This is a genomic window from Bacillus cereus group sp. MYBK216-1 (assembly GCF_051916495.1).
Lineage (GTDB): Bacteria > Bacillota > Bacilli > Bacillales > Bacillaceae_G > Bacillus_A > Bacillus_A thuringiensis_K.
On the sequence record NZ_JBQAGT010000001.1, the window covers coordinates 14407 to 35696 of the forward strand.

A 21290-nucleotide genomic window follows, 5' to 3' on the forward strand; every position below is an offset into this window, starting at 1 on the left:
AGTATATTTACTCTCATAAATCATTCATAAAATTTCCAAAAAAACCTAAAATCGCTGAGTTCCAGAAATGGAGCGGGGGAACCAATTTTGTGCATCGTCACTTGGGGTGAATCTTTCAGTTTTGAAAGTAGGGCTACTCTTTAGGCCCGAATCCGACAGCTAACCTCGTAAGCGTTTAGAGAGGAGGTTTACTTTTTGTTGTTCATTTTTTGAACACTGAGTAGAGCTCAGTGTTCTTTTTTAATATTCAAATGGTAAATTTTAACAAAAAAAACAAAGCGAGGGATAGCTATGTTAGATGTTGTAATGGTCGGGATTTTTATTTTATTAGTTGCATCAATGGCAAGTCTTGCAAGTTGGTCAGATAAAGTTGTGAAAGAAGGAAAGCAATCATGATGATTGTCTTATCGGTTATTGTCGCAGCAATTACAGTGTATTTAGTGTATGCATTATTAAATCCAGAGAAGTTTTAATTAGGGGGAATCATTCATTATGATTTGGGTTGCAGTCATTATTACAATGCTCTTGTTTATTTTAGTAGCAAAGCCAATGGGGATTTATTTAGAAAAAGCTTTTCAAGGTAGCAAAATGCTAGATAAAGTATTCGGGCCTTTTGAAAAACTTATTTTTAAAATTACGGGTGTAAAAGAATACAATCAAACGTGGAAACAGTACGCATTATCATTAGTTTTACTCAACGGATTTATGATTGTTATTGTATATTTCATTTTCAGATTACAAGGTGTGTTGCCGCTAAATCCAGCGCATATTGAAGGGATGGAGCCTACGCTCGCTTTTAATACAGCGATTAGTTTTATGGCTGATACAAACTTACAGCATTATAGCGGTGAAAATGGTTTATCCTATTTATCACAATTAATCGGGATTACATTTTTAATGTTTGCGGCACCAGCAACGACATTGGCGCTCGTTATGGCTTTTATAAGAGGACTTGCTGGAAAAGAACTTGGTAACTTTTTCGTTGATTTTACGAGAGCGTTAACGAGAGTGTTTCTTCCTATCGCATTTATTGCGGCACTAGTTTTTGTCGCACTTGGCGTACCGCAAACGTTAGATGGAGCGGTTACAGCACAAACGATTGATGGGGCAAAACAAAGTATATTACGTGGACCTGTTGCATCATTCGTTTCCATTAAGGAACTTGGAAATAACGGCGGTGGATTTTTCGGAGCAAACTCTACGCATCCTTTTGAAAATCCAGGACAAATGAGTAATATTTTGCAAATGATGCTTATGATGTTATTACCAACAGCACTTCCATTTACGTACGGACGAATGGTAGGAAATAAAAAACAAGGTCGCATCCTTTTCGTTTCACTTTTTATGGTGTTTTTACTAGGATTTATAACAATTACGACATCTGAACTAAACGGGAATCCGGCATTAAATGGAATGGGTATCGAACATGTACAAGGAAGTACAGAAGGGAAAGAAGTACGATTTGGAACAGTATTTTCTTCACTATACGCAACGGTAACGACAGCTGCTGAAACAGGCGCCGTTAATACGATGCATGATACGTTAACACCAATTGGCGGTTTAGTTCCACTTGTAAATATGATGTTAAACACAGTATATGGCGGCGTTGGAGCAGGTTTTGTAAATATTATTATGTATGCAATTATTGCAGTGTTTATATCTGGGTTAATGGTTGGACGGACACCAGAGTTTTTAGGTAAAAAGATTGAAGGTAAGGAAATGAAATTAATTGCGGTCACGATTTTATTTCATCCATTGCTCATTTTAGGCTTTTCGGCATTAGCTCTTTCAACAAATTTAGGGACGGATGCTATTTCTCATTCCGGTTTCCACGGTTTAACGCAAGTTGTATATGAATATACATCGTCAGCTGCGAATAATGGATCTGGATTTGAAGGATTAGGAGATAATACACCGTTTTGGAATATTACGACTGGTTTAGTTATGTTTTTAGGACGTTACTTCAGTTTAATTACGATGCTAGCTGTGGCAGCTTCGTTGAAAGAAAAAACGGTAGTGCCAGAAACAGTCGGAACGTTCCGTACAGATAATAGTTTATTTGGTGGTATCTTTATCGGAACAATTGTAATTGTTGGTGCATTAACATTCTTCCCGATGTTAGTACTCGGACCAATTGCAGAATTTCTTACATTGAAGTAATGGAGGGTAAATGATGAGACCGGTAGTAGTAAAAGAAAAACAATTAAATGAGTCACAAATACATGCTGTAGAAGATGAAGTTAGACAAGCGAAAACGATGGATCGTGATATCGTAACACATGCGATGAAGCAATCCATTGCGAAATTGAATCCGAAAGTCATGATAAAGAATCCGATTATGTTCGTTGTGGAAATTGGATTTATCATTACGTTCATTTTATCTTTTCTTCCAAGTAGTTCTAGTAGTATACCAGGTTGGTTTAATATAACAGTTTCTCTCATTCTATTATTTACAGTTTTATTTGCGAATTTTGCAGAAGCATTAGCAGAAGGTCGTGGTAAAGCGCAAGCCGATTCTTTAAAGCAGTCGAAGAAAGATGTGTTTGCAAATGTTGTAAAAGAAAATGGAGACATTGTCCAAGTTTCAGCAACTGATCTTACAAAAGGTGACGTTGTTATCGTAAAACAAGGAGAAATGATTCCAAGTGATGGTGAAGTAATCAAAGGGTTAGCATCTGTAGATGAATCTGCAATTACAGGGGAATCAGCTCCTGTTATAAAAGAAGCAGGCGGTGATTTTTGTTCCGTAACAGGTGGAACGATGGTCGTAAGTGATGAAATTACAATTGTCATTACGAGTAATCCTGGTGAATCATTTATCGACAAAATGATTTCTTTAGTAGAAGGAGCTGCTCGTCAAAAAACGCCGAATGAGATTGCTTTAAATACAGTATTAACGAGCTTAACTCTTATTTTCTTGATCGTCGTTATGACGTTGCCGATTTTTACAAATTATTTAGGTTTTCAAATTGATACTGCTGTGCTAGTTGCATTATTAGTTTGTTTAATTCCAACGACAATTGGTGGGCTATTATCGGCAATTGGTATTGCTGGGATGGACCGGGTAACAAAATTTAACGTGTTAGCGATGTCAGGGAAAGCAGTAGAAGCTGCGGGCGATATTAATACAATTATTTTAGATAAAACAGGTACGATTACTTTTGGGAACCGAATGGCTCATACATTATTACCTGTAGGAAATGAAACGATTGAGCAAGTTGGAAAGTGGGCTGCTATTAGTTCTGTTTTAGATGAAACACCAGAAGGCCGATCTGTTATCGAGTATGTGCAGGGAAAATCTATATCATATAATAGAGAACTTGCAGAACAAGGTGAGTTTGTTCCGTTTAAAGCAGAAACGAGAATGAGTGGTGTTGATTTACAAGACGGAACGAAAGTGAGAAAAGGTGCTGTAGGTGCCGTTATTGAATGGGTTGAGTCACAAGGCGGAACAATTCCGAAAGATGTAAATCAAAAAGCAGACTTAATTTCAAAAGAGGGCGGAACACCACTTGTAGTTGCAGTAGATAATCGTATTTATGGCTTAATTTATTTAAAGGATACAGTAAAACCGGGTATGCGTGATCGTTTTGAACAGTTGCGCCAAATGGGGATTAAAACGGTTATGTGTACAGGTGATAATCCGTTAACAGCAGCAACGATTGCAAAAGAAGCAGGAGTAGATGAATTCGTTGCCGAGTGTAAACCAGAAGATAAGATTGCTGTTATTAAAGCAGAGCAAGATAAAGGGAAGCTTGTAGCGATGACAGGTGATGGTACAAATGATGCGCCGGCATTAGCACAGGCGGACGTTGGATTAGCGATGAATAGTGGTACGACAGCAGCGAAAGAAGCGGCGAACATGATTGATCTAGACTCGAATCCGACGAAAATTATTGAGGTTGTAGGAATCGGTAAGCAATTGTTAATGACGCGAGGTGCGTTAACGACGTTTAGTATTGCGAATGATATAGCGAAATATTTTGCAATCATTCCAGCAATGTTTACACTTGCGATTCCGCAAATGGAGGCATTGAACATTATGAAATTAACATCACCACTGTCAGCGATTTTATCAGCATTAATATTTAACGCTGTTATTATTCCATTACTCATTCCGTTAGCGATGAAAGGTATTGCATATAAACCGATGAGTTCTAATGCATTGCTTAGCCGAAACTTACTTATTTATGGGCTTGGCGGAGTTATCGTTCCGTTCATTGGAATTAAGGTAATTGATATGATTGTCGGCTTGTTTATATAAGGAAGAGGGGAAAAAGATGGAGAAGAAACAAAGTATACTATCACCAATTATCCGTATTACTTTTACATTTCTAGTGTTGTGTGGACTTGTATACCCACTTATTGTTACTGGTATTGCACAAGCAGTGATGAAGGATAATGCGGATGGAAGTCTAATATATAATGATAAAAATGAAGTGATTGGTTCTAAATTAATTGGTCAAAACTTCACGGATCCACGTTATTTTCAAGGGCGTGTTTCTAGTATTGAATATAAGGCTGAAGCATCTGGTTCAAATAACTATGCACCATCTAATCCAGATTTAGCAAAACGGGTAGAGAAAAGTATTGAAGAGTGGAAGAAACAAAATCCAACTGTTCCAGTTACAGAAGTGCCGATGGATTTAGTAACGAATTCAGGTTCAGGGCTAGATCCTGATATTAGTCCGAAGGGGGCGTCCGTACAGGTAGAGCGCATCTCGAAATTAACGAGAATCCCGAAAGAAACGCTGGATCAGTTGATTAAAGATCAAACAGAAGGTGCAGCACTTGGTTTATTTGGAGAAGATCCAGTGAACGTCTTAAAGCTAAATTTGGCATTACAGAAATTAATGAAATAGTAACAGTGCTACCTCAATCTAATGGATTGAGGTAGCGTTGTTTCGAATGAAAGGTAGTGTTTATTTTGTATGCAGATGATTATGAACCGAAGTTTCAAAGGCGAACGCCAGAGGAATATTTAGAATATATTCGTCAGCAAAATCGCGGAAAGTTAAAGCTATATGTAGGAGCAGCTCCAGGCGTAGGAAAAAGTTATAAAATGCTCTATGATGCTAGAGAGATGAAAAAGGATGGTACGGATATTGTAATTGGTTTAATTGAAACGCACGGGAGAAAAGAGACAGAAGACGCAATTGCTGATTTAGAACAAGTTTCTTTAAAAGAAATAGATTATAAAGGGAAAGTGTTTTATGAACTCGATGTGGAAGGAATTATAAAACGGGCACCGCAAGTCGTTGTTGTGGATGAACTTGCGCATAGTAATGTTCCTGGTTCTAAACATAAGAAACGTTATATGGATGTGCAGGAATTGTTAGAGGCTGGTATATCGGTATTATCAGCTTTTAATATTCAACATTTAGAAAGTGTTCATGATATTGTAGCTCAAATTACGAATGTAAAAGTAAGAGAACGAATTCCAGATTTTATTTTACAAAAAGCAAATGAAATTCAGCTCGTTGATGCAACGCCTGAGGTATTAAGGAAGAGACTAATAGATGGAAAGATATATAAAGAAGAAAAAATTCAGCAAAGCTTACAAAACTTCTTTACACTTAATAATTTAGGAGCACTTAGGGAATTATCACTTCGAGAAGTTGCCGATGATATGGACGAGAAAATTAGCCAAACAGTAATAGAACCAATTGGCGTAAAAGAAAAAATTCTCGTTTGTGTACAATACAGTTCAACAGCGGAGAAATTAATAAGACGGGGATGGCGCATGGCTGATCGGTTAAATGCTGAATTGTACGTATTAAACGTTGAGAGGGAAAATATAGATTCTATTTCAGCTGGAAAAAAGCAGACGATTGAAGAGTGGAAGTTGCTAACGAATCAATTTGATGCAAGCTTTGTATTAGAAGAAGCAAAAGGAAGAAAGCCAGCAGATGTTATTATTGAAGTGGCAAAAAGATTACAGGTGACGCAAATTTTACTTGGACAATCGGCAAGAACAAGGTGGGAAGAAATACGAAAAGGCTCTATTGTAAATGAAATTATGAGACAAACAAAATTTATTGATATTCATATTGTTGCGGATCAAAGAGGGTAAAATAGAGCTGACCTTTTTGGGGCCCTATTTTACTTTTTGTACAGCATGAAAGCGTAGCATTTTCATTGCATATAAGATTACAAGTAAAAACATAATTGCGCCTAGGAAGAAAATCCAAAAGTATTTTTGGTTAAATAAAAGAAATCCACCTATAAGTGGCCCTGTACCCATACCAAGATAGCGGATGAAGTTGTACATACCGATAGCTGTTGCGCGTTCTTGTACAAATTCTTCTGTTAATAAAGTAGTATGAGTTGGCATAGAAAGTCCCATACTAAAACCGTACAAAGATGTAACGATAATGATGAACGTGATATTGATGTTATATGTGAAAGAGAATAAAGTGACACATATAATATTGAAGAAACTTGTAATGAATAAAGCTTGCTTTGTTGTGAGGCGTTTTTGCAAAAACTTGTAGCAATAACTTCCTAGCATAATAGAAAGAGACATCGGTACAAACATAAGACCAATTTCACTTGCAGTTAAGTGAAATGAATTTGTTAAAATGCTCGGTAAAAAAACGAGGAAGCAAAAGTAAATACAAAATTGAATGAAGCTAATAAGAGTAATAGAAAATCCAGTTTTATTTTTTAAGATACGCCAGTAATTCTTTTTTGCTTGCGGTTGTTTACTTACAGTTGGTTTTGTTTCTGGAAGTAGTGAAATATTTATCGTTAATAAGAGAATGCCAAGTATAGATAAAAAGAGAAATACGGATACGTGGCCATTTATACTGCCTAGATAACCACCAATGAGAGGGCCGATCGCAGGTGCAAGAGCAAGTAACATTTGATACAGGCTCATTGCTTCTCCTCGTTCTTTTCCTTCAAATAAATCGCCGATAATCGTTGCTGCTACTACAGGTATAGCTGCTATTCCTATAGCTTGAACAGCTCTGAAAAATAGAAATACATATATGTTCGGTGAAAAAGCACATCCGATTGAACCAATTGTACTAATGATCAAACTAGGGATAAGGACAGATTTTCTCCCTTTTGTATCAATGAAAGGTCCATATATGAGCTGCATAATCGCAAGAACGAATGTGAAAAGGGAAACTGTTACATTTACAAGATAAAGAGAAGTGTGAAAAGAACCTTGAATCATGGGCAAGATAGGCGTGTAAATATTTTGAGCGAAGGAACCGAGTAAGGCACTCATACAGACGACATATAAAATGAAATGTATTTTGGATTTTTTCATTATGTTAACCTCCTTGTCATTTAGTTTCCTTGGAAACTAAATTTATTTTAACATGATTTTCTCACTTGTAAATATGAAAAAATGATTTTAAAATGGTATATAGTTAATTTGTTTCTTTAGAAACTCAGGAGGCGAACGGATTGGATTATGCAACGAAACAAATGGAAATACTTTCGGACATTCGTACACTTTTGCATAAAAAAGAAGAACATTTGAAAGGGCAAAATGAGAAATTTCTTCGTGAGACAGGTATAAGTGGTATGTCTTTATCTGAGTTACATGTGATCGAGTGTATCGGGAAAAATGGTTTGATGAATGTAACTGCTATTACGACAGAAATGGGAATGACGAAGGGTGCAATCTCTAAAATTTGTACAAAGTTGTTTCAAAAGAAATTCGTTGAGAAGATGCAAATGTTAGATAATCAAAAAGAAATCTTCTTCCGTTTAACGGAAAGCGGAAATGAAATATATAAAGCTCATGATAAATTACATAAACAAGCTGAAGAAAAGTGGCTGTTATTTTTAGATAGATATACGAAAGAAGAGCAAGATTTTATTCAAAGATTTATAAAGGATGTCTCCAACCATTTGGAAATATAATTGGAAGAAAAAACTCCTTTTTCTCAAGTCTTTTGAATATAATTTCTGAAAGAACTCATATATAATAGAAAAAGATACTTAACATGGTGAATAATTAAAGAGTCAATATATATAGAGGAGAGAGTAACATGCTTGAAAATACGGGGTTAGTATTAGAAGGCGGCGGTATGCGTGGTGTGTACACGGGCGGGATATTAGAATACTTTATGGAACAAGATTTATATTTTCCATATGTAATCGGTGTATCAGCTGGTGCTTGTCATGCAGCGTCGTATCTTTCCAGACAAAGAAATAGAAATAAAACAGTAAATATTGATTATGCATCACACCCAAAATACTTATCGTATAAAAATTTATGGAGAAAACGCCAGTTATTCGATATGGAGTTCATTTTTCATGAGATTCCAGAAAAGCATGTTCCGTTTGATTTTGAAACATACTTTAATAGCCAAGAGCGTTTCCTTGTAGGAACGACAGATTGTGAAACAGGACAGTCTATTTATTTTGAAAAAGAAGGAACGAATGATGATGCACTAAATTTATTACAAGCATCTAGTTCATTGCCTTTCATTGCACCTGTAGTAAATTACCGTGGTAAGCAATTATTAGATGGCGGGATTTCGGATCCAATTCCAGTTCGTAAAGCACAGGAAGATGGTTTTAAAAAATCAGTCGTTATTTTAACGAGAAATCATGGTTACGCGAAGAAAAAATCAAAGTTTGGATGGGTTGCAGCGAAAGCTTATAAAAAATATCCGAACCTTGTTAACACGATGCTGAATCGTTATGAAGTGTATAATGAAACACTTCACTACATTGAAAAAGAAGAACAAGCTGGGAATTTATTTGTTATTCGTCCAGAAGTGCCGCTTCAAGTAGATCGTATGGAAAAAGATACAGCAAAACTACAAAATCTATATGAGCAAGGCTATGAAGATGCAAAGAGACAGTTTGCAGATTTGCAGGCGTTTTTGCAAAAATAATAATTAGGCTGTGGAGATGGAGTTCTCTGCAGTCTTTTTATTATTGGTTTCAATACCGAATGTTGGTTATACACGTTTTTAGATTATGGTATAATATGGATAAAAGTATGTGAAGAGGTGATACATATGGAAAATGTATATAAAGGACTTAGACATACTGGATTTATTATGATGTTTATTTTTGGTAGCGTATTTTTACTTCGCTGGTTTATTCATGATGAAATGTTATTAGATCAACTTATTAGTTTTAGTGTGGGCATAGTAATGGTTATTTCATCAGTTTTCATTCAAAAGTATAGTAAAGAATTACAGGTAGAAGAGAAATATTAAAAGGTTATAAGCTCCTTCATATTTTGGAGGGACCGTTATAGTTTGAATGATTGTTATAAAAGAAAAGTAGAGCATCGGATTTCGATGCTCTACTTTTTTAATGTGGTAAGAATATTAATTGATAAGCAAACAAAATTCCAAATACATATACAAGTGGGTGAACAGCACGGAATTTACCTTTTGCTACTTTCATAAGTGGGTATGAAATAAATCCAAGTGCGATACCTGTTGCGATACTTGATGTAAGTGGCATGCTTAATATTACTAAGAATGCTGGGAATGCTTCATCAAATGCGTCCCAATCGATGTGGCGAACTGAACCCATCATAAGACTACCAACGATAATTAATGATGGGGCAGTAATAGCTGATACACCAGAAACGGCACTTACTAATGGTCCAAAGAATGCTGCTAGTGCGAATAGAACAGCTACTGTAACAGTTGTTAAACCAGTACGACCACCAGCTGCAACGCCAGCAGAAGATTCAATGTAAGCTGTTGATGGTGTTGTTCCGAACATAGAACCGATTGTTGCCGAGAATGAGTCAGATAGAAGAGCTCGTCCAGCTTTTGGAAGTTTCCCATCTTTCATAAATCCACCTTGTTGAGCTACCCCAAGTAATGTACCTGTTGTATCGAACAATGTAACAAGGAAGAATGAAAATACAACGCCGTACAATCCGTAGTTAATTACATCAGATACAGCAGTAATTGGATTTGAAACGATAATTCCTTCTGGTAATCCAGGCATTGATGTAACACCATTTGAGAATGTTAATTGTCCTGTGAAGAAAGCGATAATACCAGTTAATAGCATGCCGATAAATAGTGCGCCATTTACATTTAAAGACATAAGGATAATAGTAATTCCAAGTCCAGCTAATGCTAGTAGAACTGGAGCAGAGTGAAGATCACCAAGTCCAACTAAGTTTGCATCATTTTTTGTAACGATACCTGTTAAACGTAAACCGATAAAGGCGATAAATAGCCCGATACCAGCAGTAATTGCATGTTTTAAGTTTTCAGGAATTGCTTCCATTAATTTTGTACGGAAAGATGTAAATGATAGCAAAATTAAAATCATACCTGCTACGAATACAGCAGAGAATGCAATTGCGAAAGTCATGCCTTCATGTGCTTTTACAACAGAGTAAGAGAAGTAAGCATTTAATCCCATACCTGGCGCGATTGCGATTGGTAAGTTTGTAAAGATTGCCATAAATAATGTTCCGACAACAGCAGCAATAATTGTTGCTGTAAATGCTTGTTCAAATGGAACACCTGCATCCCCAAGGATGACAGGGTTTACGACAATGATATATGCCATTGTTAAGAAGGTAATAATACCTGCCATAATTTCAGTTTTAATAGAAGTTTTATGTTTTGAAAGGTTAAACATATAAACATCCTTTCTGTTTACGAATAATTTTCACAACAGTTATATATAATATTCGTTTTTTAACTATTTTGCAATAGTTTTGCATAAAAAGTTTACAACAATTCATATTTTGTGTCTTAAATTCGAATATTAATCGTAATATGATGTGCGAATTCCAGTTTTTATTATGCACATTATAAGAAAAAGGAGTTGAAAGAAGCTATGCCACAGCAAAAAAACTTTGTAACAATGCCGGCGCAACATCAAAATAAACAGCCTGGCATTGAATCATTAATGAATCCTCTACCGCAGTTTGAAGATCCCAATTATAAAGGAAGCGAAAAGTTAAAAGGAAAGAATGTATTAATTACAGGTGGAGATAGCGGAATTGGACGAGCTGTTTCCATCGCTTTTGCGAAAGAGGGAGCAAATATTGCGATTGCGTATTTAGATGAGGAGGGGGATGCTAATGAGACGAAGCAATATGTTGAGAAAGAAGGTGTAAAGTGTGTATTGTTGCCGGGTGATTTAAGTGATGAACAGCATTGTAAAGATGTTGTTCAAGAGACCGTCCAGCAGTTAGGTAGTTTACAGGTTTTGGTAAATAATGTCGCGCAGCAATATCCGCAGCAAGGCTTAGAGTATATTACAGCAGAACAGCTAGAGAAGACTTTTCGTATTAATATTTTTTCTTATTTTCACGTTGCGAAAGCCGCACTTTCTCATTTAAAGCAAGGTGATGTCATTATAAATACAGCGTCTATCGTTGCATACGAAGGAAATGAAACTTTAATTGATTATTCCGCAACGAAAGGGGCAATCGTAGCTTTTACAAGATCACTTTCCCAATCGTTAGTGCAAAAAGGGATTCGTGTAAATGGTGTTGCGCCAGGACCAATTTGGACACCACTTATTCCATCAAGCTTTGATGAGAAAAAAGTATCACAGTTTGGGAGCAATGTTCCGATGCAAAGACCTGGTCAACCATATGAATTAGCGCCAGCATATGTATATTTAGCGTCTAGTGATTCATCCTATGTTAGCGGACAAATGATACATGTAAATGGGGGAGTTATTGTAAATGGATAGTTTTCATTTATAAGAGCAAAGTAATGTTAATTCCACTTATTATAGTGAGCACTAGGGGGGATATAGCTGAAAAAGTCATGTTTCGTCATACTATTATTTTTCATCCTACCGGTTAGTGCTTTTGCTAATACAGATCATTTAATATTAGTAAATCTTACGACAAACCAGTTGTCTTTTTTTGAAAATGGAAATTACACAAAAACATTTCCAGTAACGACTGGAAGAGAGCGTACACCTACGCCTGAAGGTAACTTTTGTATTATAACTAAATTTAAAAATAAAGAATACCATCGAAAAAAAATACCTGGGGGTGCACCGAATAACCCTCTCGGTACGAGGTGGCTGGGACTAGATAAGAATGAATATGCGATTCACGGGACAAATCGGGAATGGACGATTGGAAGTAGGGAATCAAATGGTTGTATTCGCATGCATGACAGGGATATACAATGGTTATATGACCGAGTACAATTACAAACAAAAGTAATCATTTCTCGTTTTCATACGAGTCCCGAATATGAAGCGAATAAGCTTGGTTATCGCGTTGTGAGCTGGAATGGTCGAAAAATAGAAGAAGAACAAATTGGAGTACTTACGCTAGTAGACCGCGCGGATATATATTGGCAAGAACCAAATGGACAGTTAACGAAAGTGAAAACGGTATTGCCAAATGAAAGATATCCAGTGTACTCAAAACGAAAAGATGGAATATATTATATAGGAAACAATTCGTATATTATAGATGAAACAGGAGAGAAAATTCGTTACGAGCAAATTCCTTCTTCGATTTTAAGTAATATATATAAACGGAAATACAATGTTCCGTAATGGCTACCGTATTATAGACGGTAGCTTATTTATACTTGGAGTTTAACTGCAACTATTGTATTTTGCTGAATATAATACAGTACAGATAGGGGGCGGTTATATTATGAAAAGTGAATTTGCGTTTAAAGTTTTCTTAGTAACGACCTGTTTATTTATCGTGTATTTATATGCGTTTCTCGTCTTTTCTTTTTATGTTCCATATGTTGATTTAATATTGTTCTTCGGATTTATTTGGGCGTTTGTGAAAGCAAGGGAAGGAGAGAAGAGTATATATCGGCGCATTACCCTATGCGGGACGGCCGTTCTCGTTATTTTGTACTTTTTTATTATGCATGATTTTTGGAGAGGAATGTAAAAAAAGCATACGATTAATCGTATGCTTTTATATCTGTTAATGATGGAAGAGAGGCAATTGCACCGTAATTTGTACATGTGATAGCGCCTACTTTATTTGCAAAGGAGATAAACGCTGTTAAGTCTTTGAAATGATACGAAAGTGTATGTTCACTTTGGGCAATCTGATATAACATTGCTCCAACGAAAGCATCACCAGCACCAGTTGTATCGACTTGTTGAATGGAAATAGAAGAGACAATGGTTTGACCTTCATTTGTCGCAAGAAGGGTACCGTCTTTTCCAAGTGTAATAGCTACTACTTTTGCGCCATAATTTAATAATTTGAGTGCAGCTTGTTGTAAATCACTTTCTTTAGAGAGCATAGTAGCTTCCTCTTGACTTACTTTTACGAAGTGTGCATGTTTTATAAAGGTTAGACAATCTTGAGAGAATTGTTCTGTATTTGTAATGAGTGCACTTCGATAATTTGGATCAAAAGAAATAAAATGGCCGTTATCTTTCGCATATTGTAACAACTGGAAATACGTTTCTTTTAATGGGCTTGATAGTAAAGCTGTCGCTGAACCGAAATGTATTAAATCATTTGTTTGTATTTTTGATAAATCAATGCTATTGAATTGATATTCACCATCTGCACCACGCATAAAAGTAAAATCACGTTCGCCATCTTGATCGATGGATACGAATGCAAGTGTTGTTTGTTTATCTTTTATGAGCATGGATGTATCGACTTGCGCACGCTGTAAAGTTTGTTCAAGAAACTCACCAAATGGGTCGTTTCCTACTTGCCCCATAAATGTAGCGTGTCCACCTAATTTTGTAATCGCAGCAGCAACGTTAGCGGGTGCTCCACCAGCTTTTTTTTCGAAATCTGAACCGTTTACTAAAGAAACGTTAGTATTTCGGCACACAAAATCAATTAATAGTTCACCTATACAAAAGACATTTCTCATACAATCCCTCTTTTCAGCTTATATTGTGTGATGGTAAAGTTTAGTTTTGCATCTGAAAAGATTGCGATATGATGTTTCATGTCTTTTCGAGGAAAAACTCGGGACGTAAAGACTGTTGAACCATCGTATAAGAAAATTTCCACGATGCTTTTATCTACAAATATTTGTAGTTCTATCGTATCTTGAATATCGATTTTTTTACAGCGTTCAAATCCATATTCTCCGCCAAATTGATGGTAGAAGTTGCCCCTGTCTATAGAAATAGTACCTTGTTCCCGATTAAATGTAATGGGGAAACATTCCTCCTCATTGTGGAAGAGAGAAAGCCCAAAACGCTTTGCATCTTCTGTTTTAAGTGTAACAATTAATTCATAGGAGCCTTCATCATCAAGCGTTGATAATACATTTAATCCAGCTGTTATATCTCCTGAAATGTCTTTTTTTGTTGTTCGTAGTTTTGTTAATTCTGAAACTGGTTTTTGTTTTATGATGTTATCTTCTAATGTTAATTCACGTGGAAGTGTTAGGCAATGAGCCCACATATAATCATCAGAAGGATATGTGATTTCACTTGATCCTGCCCAAGCAAATAATAGGCGACGACTAGTAGCGTCTTCTAAAGTTTGAGGGGCATAAAAATCGAATCCTTTATCAGCTTCGTAATAGGAATCAATATGGAAATATAAATTTTTAATATCGAAATGACCTATAGCATAAACGACATTGTATACATTGTGAAAGTTTTCTCCGTCTTTTTCAATTCCTTGCGGTGAAAAGAGAAGTACATCTTTCCCTGATAATTGGAAGTAATCGGGGCATTCCCACATAAATCCAAATTCTTTTAAATTTGTTGTAATTTCGCCTTGGAAATGCCAATTGTATAGGTCTTGTGATTTGTATAGTAATAGAGTTCCTGTTGTATTTTCACGTTGGGCACCGAGTAACATATAGTACATATCATTATGTTTCCAGACTTTTGGATCACGTACATGTTTTGTATATCCGTCAGGAATTATATCAATAACAGGATTATTACTATATTTCGTCATCGTATATTGTGAATCCATTGTTGCCATACATTGTTTTGCATCACGGGAATCATCAGGATTTTTTATATTCCCTGTATAAAGTAAATGAAGAAGGCCATCTTTTACGATAGCACTACCAGAATATGCACCGTGTGATTCATAGCTTTCAGTAGGGATGATGGCTACAGGCATACGCTCCCAGTTAATAAGGTCTTTTGACTTCACATGTCCCCAATGCTTCATTCCATGAATGGGACCAAATGGATACCATTGATAAAAAACGTGATATTCATCATTGTAGTATGATACACCGTTAGGATCATTCATTAATCCAAATGGTGGATGGATATGATAAATTGGTTTCCATGAATCTTGGTTTGCAATTTCATATAAAGAATGTAATTCGTCTTTATTAGATTGCAGTATTGTTTTATATTTTGACATAGGTTTTCACCCCGTTATTATTTACTTTCTTTATATAAAATGAATGTGGCAACAAAAGCAGTGATAACTGCAATAGCGAAGCCAATTATATAGTGAATCATGTTCATCATGCCAAGAGGTGCAACAATTGTAAGCATCGGAATACCTGTTAAACCGTATGCGTTAGCTGCTACTTGCATCCAAACAACGTAAGCGCCTCCAATTGCGCCGCCAATAGCTGCTGCAATAAATGGTTTACCTAGTTTTAAATTGACACCAAAAATAGCTGGTTCTGTAATTCCTAAAAATGCTGAAGCTGCTGCCGGAATTGCAATTTCTTTCGTTTTTTTGTTTTTTGTTTTGAAATAGACAGCTAAAGTAGCGCCGCCCTGTGCAACGTTCGCCATTGACCAAATAGGGAGTAAGAAATTGACACCGATATCTTTATTTGCGAGTAAGCCTGCTTCAATAGCATGGAAGCTATGATGTAAGCCAGTAAGAACAATTGTTGAATATAGACCACCGAATATAAGACCAGCTACTGGTCCTGCAAATTGATAAATTGTATTTAAAAGGTACGTAATACCGTCACCGATTTTATATCCAATTGGTCCAATAATAATAAGTGATAAAAAGCCAGTTATAATAATTGTTAAGAATGGTGTAACTAATAAATCTAAAGAGTTCGGAACACGTTTTCGAAGTTCTTTTTCAATTGTACTCATAACGTATACGCATAATAAAATAGGTAAAACAGTACCTTGATAGCCAATCATATCAATATCCATGCCAAGGAAATGTAAAACAGTTGGTTTTGCATTTGAAAGAGTCCAAGGATTTGTTAAGCTTGGGTGAGTTAATATACCACCAACAACTGCCCCTAAGAAAATATTTCCACCAAATTCTTTAGCGGCACTTACTCCAATTAAAATAGGTAAAATAATGAAAGCTGCACTTGAGAACATATCAAGTAATTGGATAAGTGAGTGATCTCCAGGAACTAATTTAAACGCTTTCAACATTCCGAGTAGACCCATAAGTAAACCGCTTGCGACGATAGCTGGAATAATTGGAACGAAAATATTGGATAGTGTCTTTGCTAGGCGGGCGATAGGATTCATTTTTTTCTTAGGTATATCGTTTGATGTTGTAGAATCTAGTTCGGCTATTCCAATTAGTTTTGAGAATTCATCATATACTTTGTTTACTATGCCAGTTCCAAAAATAATTTGATATTGCTCGGTCGTTGCGAAAGCACCTTTTACTCCATCGATGTTTTCGATTTCTGCAGCGTTTATTTTCGTATCATCCTTTAATATAAGACGAAGGCGAGTCGCGCAATGTGTGGCACGAACAATGTTTTCCTTTCCACCAATGTTCTGTAATACTTGATTTGCAATTTGTTTCATATCCATAAAAATTCCCCCTTACTATAAATTTCTCTTGTGGAACCGGTTCCTCAATAAGTTAAAATAAAAAACAGGGAAATGATGTTGAAAATCCTGTTTTTAAAATGTGGAACCGGTTTTAATTTTATTATAGAGCGCCTTTATATTTTGTCAACGCTTTCTTGGATTTTTAATGTATAACGAGAGTGTAATATTTTTGGTATAGTTTTGTTTTCAACAAGCTGTGAAAGAGAAGTGGCAGCAAGCTTTCCAGCATACTCATAGTCAAACGCAATTGTCGTTAAGCTAGGGTGTACCATTTCTGAAATATCATATCCACCGAATCCTGTTACAGAAATATCACCTGGTACAGAAAGGGAGTGGGAGTGAATCACTTTCATTGCCCCAAGTGCGATGTTATCTGTAGCACATACGATAAGAGTTGGGCGATTATTATCTAAAATATGTTGTACTTGTTTCATGGCATCTTCTATGCGGAAAGTTGTTTCGTAATATGAAACGTTGCAAGCCGGTTCTAAATTTTCAATTGCTTTTTGAAAACCATTTTTTCGATTTATTCCAACAGAAATATCATCTTTTTCTATCCCTAAATAGGCAATATGTCGATGACCTTGTGATAACACGTATGCCCCTAACTCATAAGCTGCATCATAATCATCGTGAACGAGGCAATATTGATCTTTATATTCTTGCCCGACGAATAAAATAGGGATGTTTGAATTAGCCATAATTTTTTGATGTTCATTCGTTAATGTTTTTGTTAATAAAATAATGCCAGCTACTCTTTGTTTTATAAAGTTTTCCATAGCTTGTATTTCAGTTTTGGTTGTTTGATTTGCATTTGCTACAAGCATTTGATAGTTATTTTCCTGTAATGTTTTATCAATCCCGATAAGTGTTTTCATTGTAGCGAAGGAGTCTAATCGGGGGATGATGACACCAATTAAATTTGTTGTTTTTGCTTTTAAACTTTGAGCAAATGTATTGGGAGAGAAATTTGTTTCCTGAATAATACCTTCGATTTTAAGTTTTGTTTTATCACTTACATATCCGCCGTTTAAGTAACGAGAGACTGTGCTTTTTGCAACTCCAGCCAATTTGGCGATATCTGCAATTGTTTTAGCCATAGTATTTCACCTTCGTATTCATAAAAATGTTAACTTTATTATAGGGAGAATTAGAGATGACGTAAACAAGAAGAGGGAAAGAAAAAACCACCTCACGTAAATGAGGTGGAATAATTGTTAATATCTAGGCTTAAATGTATGACAACAAGTCTCTACACTCGTTGCTACAGAACTTTCTAGCGTCTCGTTTGTTAAAACAGCAGCTGTATATGAATCATTTTCAGTTTGACCAGTTTCATCTGCATCAGGCTGAACGATGATCGCACTTGCTTGACAAAAGTTACCTTGTCCCCAAAAAGAACAGTTGGAAACAGAACATCTTACTTCTGGCATAAAACCCCCTCCTTATACATTAGTTTGGGATTTTACGCCCATTTCATGTGTAGAAGGAGTTTCCTTTTCTCGTTACTTTTTCGTTTGCTCAAGCCATTCTTTTAATTTGTCTTTCGGCTGTTCACCGCTAATACGGCTCACTTCTTTGCCATCTTTAAAATGAATGATTGTTGGTGTACCTTGAATTTTATATTCATCCCAAGGAGCATCTAATTTTTCAATATCCATAACTTTCATATCAACGTTCAAGTCTTTAGCCATTGGTACTACGACAGGAGATAATTTTTGACAATGAACGCAAGATGTTTGATAAAAGTATACTGTTTCTTCTTTTTTCTCTTTTAAGTTCTTTTGAAGATCTGAAAGAGAAATTTTATTTGTGTAGTAGTCAGAACCGTTTGTCTTACTTTCAGTAGGATTATCAATTTTTTGGCTAGTAGCATTTTTTTCTTCCATTTGTGTTACTGCAAAAATTGCCACGAACAAGGCGATAATAATACCACCAAATATAAGCATTTTTTTCATTCTTTCATCTCCTTATTTGTTTTTGATGACAATAAAGCTACAAACAGCGATTGTAATAAAGCCGATAAGTGCTAAAAACGGGATTGTCACAAAGCCGAACCAGTTTATGTATTCTCCCGTACATGGTACACGTCCACAAGCTGCCCCAGCAGATGAAAATGCTGCGACTTTTTGAATTGCATAGTGATATAAAGAAATACAAGCGCCAATAGTTGCGATTGGTAAAGAATAACTTGCGATGCGATAGTCTTTTTTTGCTACAGCAATACCAAGCCATAAAACGAATGGATACATAAAAATGCGTTGATACCAACAAAGGACACAAGGCTCAAATTTCATGATTTCGGAAAAGTACAGACTTCCTAGTGTAGCAATAAAAGAAGCTCCCCATGCGGTAAGTAAAGCATATTCTTGCTTTTTTTCTCGTCCCATATTTTATACCTCTCTTATAATAGTTACATACTAAATTATAGTATGAAGTGGTATAGAAAAGAAAGAAAAAATATGTTTATCAATAAAAGTTTTATAAGAGGAAACATTTATTAGTATTAATATTTTAAAAAAGCGCCATTCTCTGGAAGAGAATAGCGCTATATTTTACATTTGAATTTGTTCTACTTCTTCTACATGCGACTTTTGGGATGCGTGGTCAATATATTGAAATAGGAGCTGCAATTGTTTATCAACTTCTGGCAGTTCTTTACTGTATTGATAAGCGTGTAAAAAATGCTCAATACGCTTAGAAAATAATTGATCGTTCGTTTGAACCATGAGAACGAGTAATTTATCCCAATTACAGCAATACGTGTAATAGAGAGCTTTATCATAGTCGTTGTATGTTTGCACTGTGTACCCTCCTTACCGAGAGTTATATATAGTGTGTGATAAGTAAGGGGAAATACACTTGAAAGAATTTGTTAAGAAAAAAAGTGAATGAAAAGAAAAAACGAGGAGTTTCCTCGTTTTTTAAGCTTTTGGCATTGGCGTAGGTGTTGGTTTGCCATAACCTTCTTTGTATTTATTATCGATATAGTTACGAATTTCAAGCGTTGATTTTCCTTTTTGTTTCATGGAAGCAGATTCAACTGCGATTTCTAGGCAATTGACGCAAGTCGTTGCGTGGGAATCCCAAACAACTTCACCATTCTTTTTAATTTCACGAATAAAGCAGTTTTTATTATTTTTATGTCCTACACTTTCACCGCAACCACAATAGCATGGAATCCAATCTAATAGCTCTGCATTTTGTCCAGCGACGGTGTAGATATCTTTCATTTGTGGATCAAGCTTATCTAGGAAGGCCGGAAGTGTGTCGACTCCTTTTGTTTTCTCTTGAATGTCAGCTTGCTGAGTGTGCGATGCATGGTCATGTTCTTCTTTTTTTGATTCAGAAGATTTTTGGTCATTTGTACCAGTACTTCCGCATCCAGCAAGAATTAAACTTAGTACTGCAAGTAAAGAAAATACATACTTTTTCATTCGCTTGTCCCCTTTACAAATGTATTAATCAAATTGTATCAGAGATTACGGTGTATCAGTTGAAGATTTTTTTGACTGATTTTTGAAGCGCCATCTTAGCGAATGAAATAGAAATAAAATTGGGATATAAGCGTATACAATATATAAACCAGCTTGAGATAGTATGGTATTTAATGTGTTGATACTTTCACGGTTTGTGAAAAGCAGAGAAGCTGAAAATATGATGAAAATAAAAAACGGTAATGTAAATTTAAATGAAATATGAAAGGAGCGCTTCATCGTTTGACATGATGACCAAATAGTTAAGCAAAGGTTTGGTAAAATAATTAAAAACCAAACGAAAATAATAATATATTCAAAACGCTGAATAAAAGGAACTTTAATTATTTTTAACATCGTTAAAGTAGGCCAAATAGTACGGTTTAATTGTCCCTCGCTATAATACATAAAAGATACGATAGCTAAAATTACATAAATTAAGGTGCTAAAAGCAATTCCAGCATGGGCCCATCTTTTTAAGGATTTTCCTTTTTTAATAAATGGATAGAAGATTAAGATTGTCTCGAAACCAAGAAACTCTAACGCAGAGTGTTTTGCTGATATAAGCATGTCAAAAGGTGAATGTGTAAAAATAGGTAAAATATTGCGGAAATGTGCATATTTCATTGGATAAATTAAAAAGAATACAACGAAAATAGGTAGAACGACTCCCCAAAAACATATTCCGGTTACAGAGCGAAATCCACCCTTTATAATATAGCAAGTCACTAATAAAAACATAAAGGTTAGTTTCCATAACTTAATGGTAGGGAAAATCCAAACTTGTATTACTTCCATATATGTACGAAGAACAGTAAGGCAAAATAATAAGCAATAAAGAGTGAAAATTACAGAAAATATAGAGCCAATCCATTTTCCAAAGGTGGTTGTATGAATGCTAATTAAATCTCCGTCTTTTTCAAGCATTTTTAACATACAAAACAGTACAATATGAGTTGCAATCCCCGCAATAATAAGAGAAATCCAAGCATCATAACCTGCATTTTTCAAAATTACACGTTGATAGCCGAGAATTCCTATGCCGATTTGGAGAGAATGCAATAAAATAAATGCAAAATATGGAGAGACAGTTTTTGTCTTATTCATTGTATTCATTGCTCATTTCAC

At 35.5% G+C, this 21290-nt stretch carries 24 protein-coding genes and 1 riboswitch; of the genes, 12 read left to right on the plus strand and 12 right to left on the minus strand.

The window, feature by feature from the left end; translation table 11 throughout:
• Positions 1-42 precede the first annotated feature (42 nt).
• A riboswitch (cyclic di-AMP (ydaO/yuaA leader) is annotated at positions 43-188 on the plus strand.
• 103 nt (positions 189-291) lie between these two features.
• From ACTFRH_RS00145 to kdpDN, 6 genes are read left to right on the plus strand one after another with little or no spacing between them, the layout of a single operon-like run.
• Positions 292-396 carry a SipW-dependent-type signal peptide-containing protein gene (locus tag ACTFRH_RS00145; RefSeq protein WP_000887894.1) on the plus strand — a complete coding sequence of 35 codons (105 nt, stop codon included), beginning with the start codon at positions 292-294 and terminating at the stop codon, positions 394-396.
• Complete coding sequence (gene kdpF / locus ACTFRH_RS00150; protein WP_223153441.1) at positions 396-473, plus strand: K(+)-transporting ATPase subunit F; 78 nt, start codon at positions 396-398, stop codon at positions 471-473. Before ACTFRH_RS00145 ends, kdpF begins: the two co-directional genes overlap by 1 nt.
• Before the next feature lie 19 nt (positions 474-492).
• Complete coding sequence (gene kdpA, locus ACTFRH_RS00155; RefSeq protein WP_000638318.1) at positions 493-2160, plus strand: potassium-transporting ATPase subunit KdpA; 1668 nt, start codon at positions 493-495, stop codon at positions 2158-2160.
• Positions 2161-2173: 13 nt separating this feature from the next.
• A complete protein-coding gene (gene kdpB / locus ACTFRH_RS00160) occupies positions 2174-4264 on the plus strand; it encodes a potassium-transporting ATPase subunit KdpB (protein WP_001247994.1) in 2091 nt (696 codons plus the stop codon).
• A gap of 16 nt (positions 4265-4280) precedes the next feature.
• Positions 4281-4862 (plus strand): K(+)-transporting ATPase subunit C, encoded by a 582-nt coding sequence (gene kdpC / locus ACTFRH_RS00165; protein ID WP_000412602.1) that lies wholly within the window; start codon positions 4281-4283, stop codon positions 4860-4862.
• Positions 4863-4918: 56 nt separating this feature from the next.
• A complete protein-coding gene (gene kdpDN / locus ACTFRH_RS00170; RefSeq protein WP_003300067.1) occupies positions 4919-6073 on the plus strand; it encodes a KdpD-like non-kinase potassium sensor in 1155 nt (384 codons plus the stop codon).
• Between the two features lie 24 nt (positions 6074-6097).
• Here the strand turns inward: kdpDN and ACTFRH_RS00175 are convergent, their stop codons facing one another.
• A complete protein-coding gene (locus ACTFRH_RS00175; RefSeq protein WP_000748585.1) occupies positions 6098-7279 on the minus strand; it encodes an MFS transporter in 1182 nt (393 codons plus the stop codon).
• Positions 7280-7419: 140 nt separating this feature from the next.
• On the opposite strand from ACTFRH_RS00175, the gene ACTFRH_RS00180 reads away from it, so the two are divergent.
• The 3 genes from ACTFRH_RS00180 (at position 7420) to ACTFRH_RS00190 (ending at position 9194) form a co-directional block, all read left to right on the plus strand.
• Positions 7420-7881, plus strand: a complete 462-nt coding sequence (locus ACTFRH_RS00180; protein ID WP_000384217.1) for a MarR family transcriptional regulator — start codon at positions 7420-7422, stop codon at positions 7879-7881.
• Between the two features lie 128 nt (positions 7882-8009).
• A complete protein-coding gene (locus tag ACTFRH_RS00185) occupies positions 8010-8864 on the plus strand; it encodes a patatin-like phospholipase family protein (RefSeq protein WP_000892694.1) in 855 nt (284 codons plus the stop codon).
• 126 nt (positions 8865-8990) lie between these two features.
• On the plus strand, positions 8991-9194 hold the full coding sequence (locus ACTFRH_RS00190; protein ID WP_000432808.1) for a hypothetical protein: 204 nt from the start codon (positions 8991-8993) through the stop codon (positions 9192-9194).
• Between the two features lie 97 nt (positions 9195-9291).
• On the opposite strand, the gene ACTFRH_RS00195 is transcribed toward ACTFRH_RS00190, so the two are convergent.
• On the minus strand, positions 9292-10593 hold the full coding sequence (locus tag ACTFRH_RS00195) for an NCS2 family permease (RefSeq protein ID WP_000482710.1): 1302 nt from the start codon (positions 10591-10593) through the stop codon (positions 9292-9294).
• A 201-nt stretch (positions 10594-10794) separates the two neighbouring features.
• On the opposite strand from ACTFRH_RS00195, the gene ACTFRH_RS00200 reads away from it, so the two are divergent.
• The 3 genes from ACTFRH_RS00200 (at position 10795) to ACTFRH_RS00210 (ending at position 12844) form a co-directional block, all read left to right on the plus strand.
• Positions 10795-11661 carry an SDR family oxidoreductase gene (locus ACTFRH_RS00200; protein ID WP_001136284.1) on the plus strand — a complete coding sequence of 289 codons (867 nt, stop codon included), beginning with the start codon at positions 10795-10797 and terminating at the stop codon, positions 11659-11661.
• Positions 11662-11727: 66 nt separating this feature from the next.
• Positions 11728-12489, plus strand: coding sequence for a L,D-transpeptidase (locus ACTFRH_RS00205; protein ID WP_033669406.1), 762 nt, complete (start codon positions 11728-11730; stop codon positions 12487-12489).
• Between the two features lie 103 nt (positions 12490-12592).
• Positions 12593-12844: a hypothetical protein gene (locus ACTFRH_RS00210; RefSeq protein ID WP_000834195.1), complete on the plus strand. Its 252-nt coding sequence runs from the start codon at positions 12593-12595 to the stop codon at positions 12842-12844.
• Positions 12845-12857: 13 nt separating this feature from the next.
• On the opposite strand, the gene ACTFRH_RS00215 is transcribed toward ACTFRH_RS00210, so the two are convergent.
• The 10 genes from ACTFRH_RS00215 to ACTFRH_RS00260 all read right to left on the minus strand — a co-directional run bounded on the left by ACTFRH_RS00215 (position 12858) and on the right by ACTFRH_RS00260 (position 21278).
• The gene (locus tag ACTFRH_RS00215) at positions 12858-13799 is read right to left on the minus strand and encodes a carbohydrate kinase family protein (RefSeq protein WP_001246642.1); all 942 of its coding nucleotides are present in this window, start codon (positions 13797-13799) and stop codon (positions 12858-12860) included.
• Positions 13796-15271 (minus strand): beta-fructofuranosidase, encoded by a 1476-nt coding sequence (scrB, locus tag ACTFRH_RS00220; protein ID WP_000049745.1) that lies wholly within the window; start codon positions 15269-15271, stop codon positions 13796-13798. The genes ACTFRH_RS00215 and scrB overlap by 4 nt, the downstream gene beginning before the upstream one ends.
• A gap of 17 nt (positions 15272-15288) precedes the next feature.
• Positions 15289-16665, minus strand: coding sequence for a sucrose-specific PTS transporter subunit IIBC (locus tag ACTFRH_RS00225; protein WP_000367316.1), 1377 nt, complete (start codon positions 16663-16665; stop codon positions 15289-15291).
• A gap of 134 nt (positions 16666-16799) precedes the next feature.
• The gene (locus tag ACTFRH_RS00230) at positions 16800-17786 is read right to left on the minus strand and encodes a LacI family DNA-binding transcriptional regulator (RefSeq protein WP_001140404.1); all 987 of its coding nucleotides are present in this window, start codon (positions 17784-17786) and stop codon (positions 16800-16802) included.
• A gap of 117 nt (positions 17787-17903) precedes the next feature.
• On the minus strand, positions 17904-18119 hold the full coding sequence (locus ACTFRH_RS00235) for a DUF1540 domain-containing protein (RefSeq protein ID WP_001115482.1): 216 nt from the start codon (positions 18117-18119) through the stop codon (positions 17904-17906).
• Between the two features lie 72 nt (positions 18120-18191).
• Positions 18192-18644, minus strand: coding sequence for a thioredoxin family protein (locus ACTFRH_RS00240; RefSeq protein ID WP_000738451.1), 453 nt, complete (start codon positions 18642-18644; stop codon positions 18192-18194).
• Between the two features lie 12 nt (positions 18645-18656).
• Entirely contained in the window at positions 18657-19076 is a 420-nt protein-coding gene (locus ACTFRH_RS00245) for a disulfide formation protein C (protein WP_000532266.1), read from the minus strand.
• A 165-nt stretch (positions 19077-19241) separates the two neighbouring features.
• A complete protein-coding gene (locus ACTFRH_RS00250; RefSeq protein ID WP_001195459.1) occupies positions 19242-19490 on the minus strand; it encodes a YhdB family protein in 249 nt (82 codons plus the stop codon).
• Positions 19491-19610: 120 nt separating this feature from the next.
• On the minus strand, positions 19611-20123 hold the full coding sequence (locus ACTFRH_RS00255; protein WP_000761025.1) for a PCYCGC domain-containing protein: 513 nt from the start codon (positions 20121-20123) through the stop codon (positions 19611-19613).
• 45 nt (positions 20124-20168) lie between these two features.
• Positions 20169-21278: a GerAB/ArcD/ProY family transporter gene (locus ACTFRH_RS00260; RefSeq protein ID WP_001095033.1), complete on the minus strand. Its 1110-nt coding sequence runs from the start codon at positions 21276-21278 to the stop codon at positions 20169-20171.
• Positions 21279-21290 lie beyond the last annotated feature (12 nt).

Bases quoted from the DNA above. Each gene is read 5' to 3' on its own strand.
- ACTFRH_RS00225 (WP_000367316.1), bottom strand. From the start codon at position 16,665: ATGGATATGAAACAAATTGCAAATCAAGTATTACAGAACATTGGTGGA.
- kdpA (WP_000638318.1), top strand. From the start codon at position 493: ATGATTTGGGTTGCAGTCATTATTACAATGCTCTTGTTTATTTTAGTA.
- kdpF (WP_223153441.1), top strand. From the start codon at position 396: ATGATTGTCTTATCGGTTATTGTCGCAGCAATTACAGTGTATTTAGTG.
- ACTFRH_RS00200 (WP_001136284.1), top strand. From the start codon at position 10,795: ATGCCACAGCAAAAAAACTTTGTAACAATGCCGGCGCAACATCAAAAT.
- kdpB (WP_001247994.1), top strand. From the start codon at position 2,174: ATGAGACCGGTAGTAGTAAAAGAAAAACAATTAAATGAGTCACAAATA.
- ACTFRH_RS00210 (WP_000834195.1), top strand. From the start codon at position 12,593: ATGAAAAGTGAATTTGCGTTTAAAGTTTTCTTAGTAACGACCTGTTTA.
- ACTFRH_RS00230 (WP_001140404.1), bottom strand. From the start codon at position 17,786: ATGGCTAAAACAATTGCAGATATCGCCAAATTGGCTGGAGTTGCAAAA.
- ACTFRH_RS00235 (WP_001115482.1), bottom strand. From the start codon at position 18,119: ATGCCAGAAGTAAGATGTTCTGTTTCCAACTGTTCTTTTTGGGGACAA.
- ACTFRH_RS00175 (WP_000748585.1), bottom strand. From the start codon at position 7,279: ATGAAAAAATCCAAAATACATTTCATTTTATATGTCGTCTGTATGAGT.
- ACTFRH_RS00190 (WP_000432808.1), top strand. From the start codon at position 8,991: ATGGAAAATGTATATAAAGGACTTAGACATACTGGATTTATTATGATG.
- ACTFRH_RS00260 (WP_001095033.1), bottom strand. From the start codon at position 21,278: ATGAATACAATGAATAAGACAAAAACTGTCTCTCCATATTTTGCATTT.
- ACTFRH_RS00185 (WP_000892694.1), top strand. From the start codon at position 8,010: ATGCTTGAAAATACGGGGTTAGTATTAGAAGGCGGCGGTATGCGTGGT.
- kdpC (WP_000412602.1), top strand. From the start codon at position 4,281: ATGGAGAAGAAACAAAGTATACTATCACCAATTATCCGTATTACTTTT.
- ACTFRH_RS00145 (WP_000887894.1), top strand. From the start codon at position 292: ATGTTAGATGTTGTAATGGTCGGGATTTTTATTTTATTAGTTGCATCA.
- scrB (WP_000049745.1), bottom strand. From the start codon at position 15,271: ATGTCAAAATATAAAACAATACTGCAATCTAATAAAGACGAATTACAT.
- ACTFRH_RS00215 (WP_001246642.1), bottom strand. From the start codon at position 13,799: ATGAGAAATGTCTTTTGTATAGGTGAACTATTAATTGATTTTGTGTGC.
- ACTFRH_RS00195 (WP_000482710.1), bottom strand. From the start codon at position 10,593: ATGTTTAACCTTTCAAAACATAAAACTTCTATTAAAACTGAAATTATG.
- ACTFRH_RS00255 (WP_000761025.1), bottom strand. From the start codon at position 20,123: ATGAAAAAGTATGTATTTTCTTTACTTGCAGTACTAAGTTTAATTCTT.
- ACTFRH_RS00245 (WP_000532266.1), bottom strand. From the start codon at position 19,076: ATGGGACGAGAAAAAAAGCAAGAATATGCTTTACTTACCGCATGGGGA.
- ACTFRH_RS00240 (WP_000738451.1), bottom strand. From the start codon at position 18,644: ATGAAAAAAATGCTTATATTTGGTGGTATTATTATCGCCTTGTTCGTG.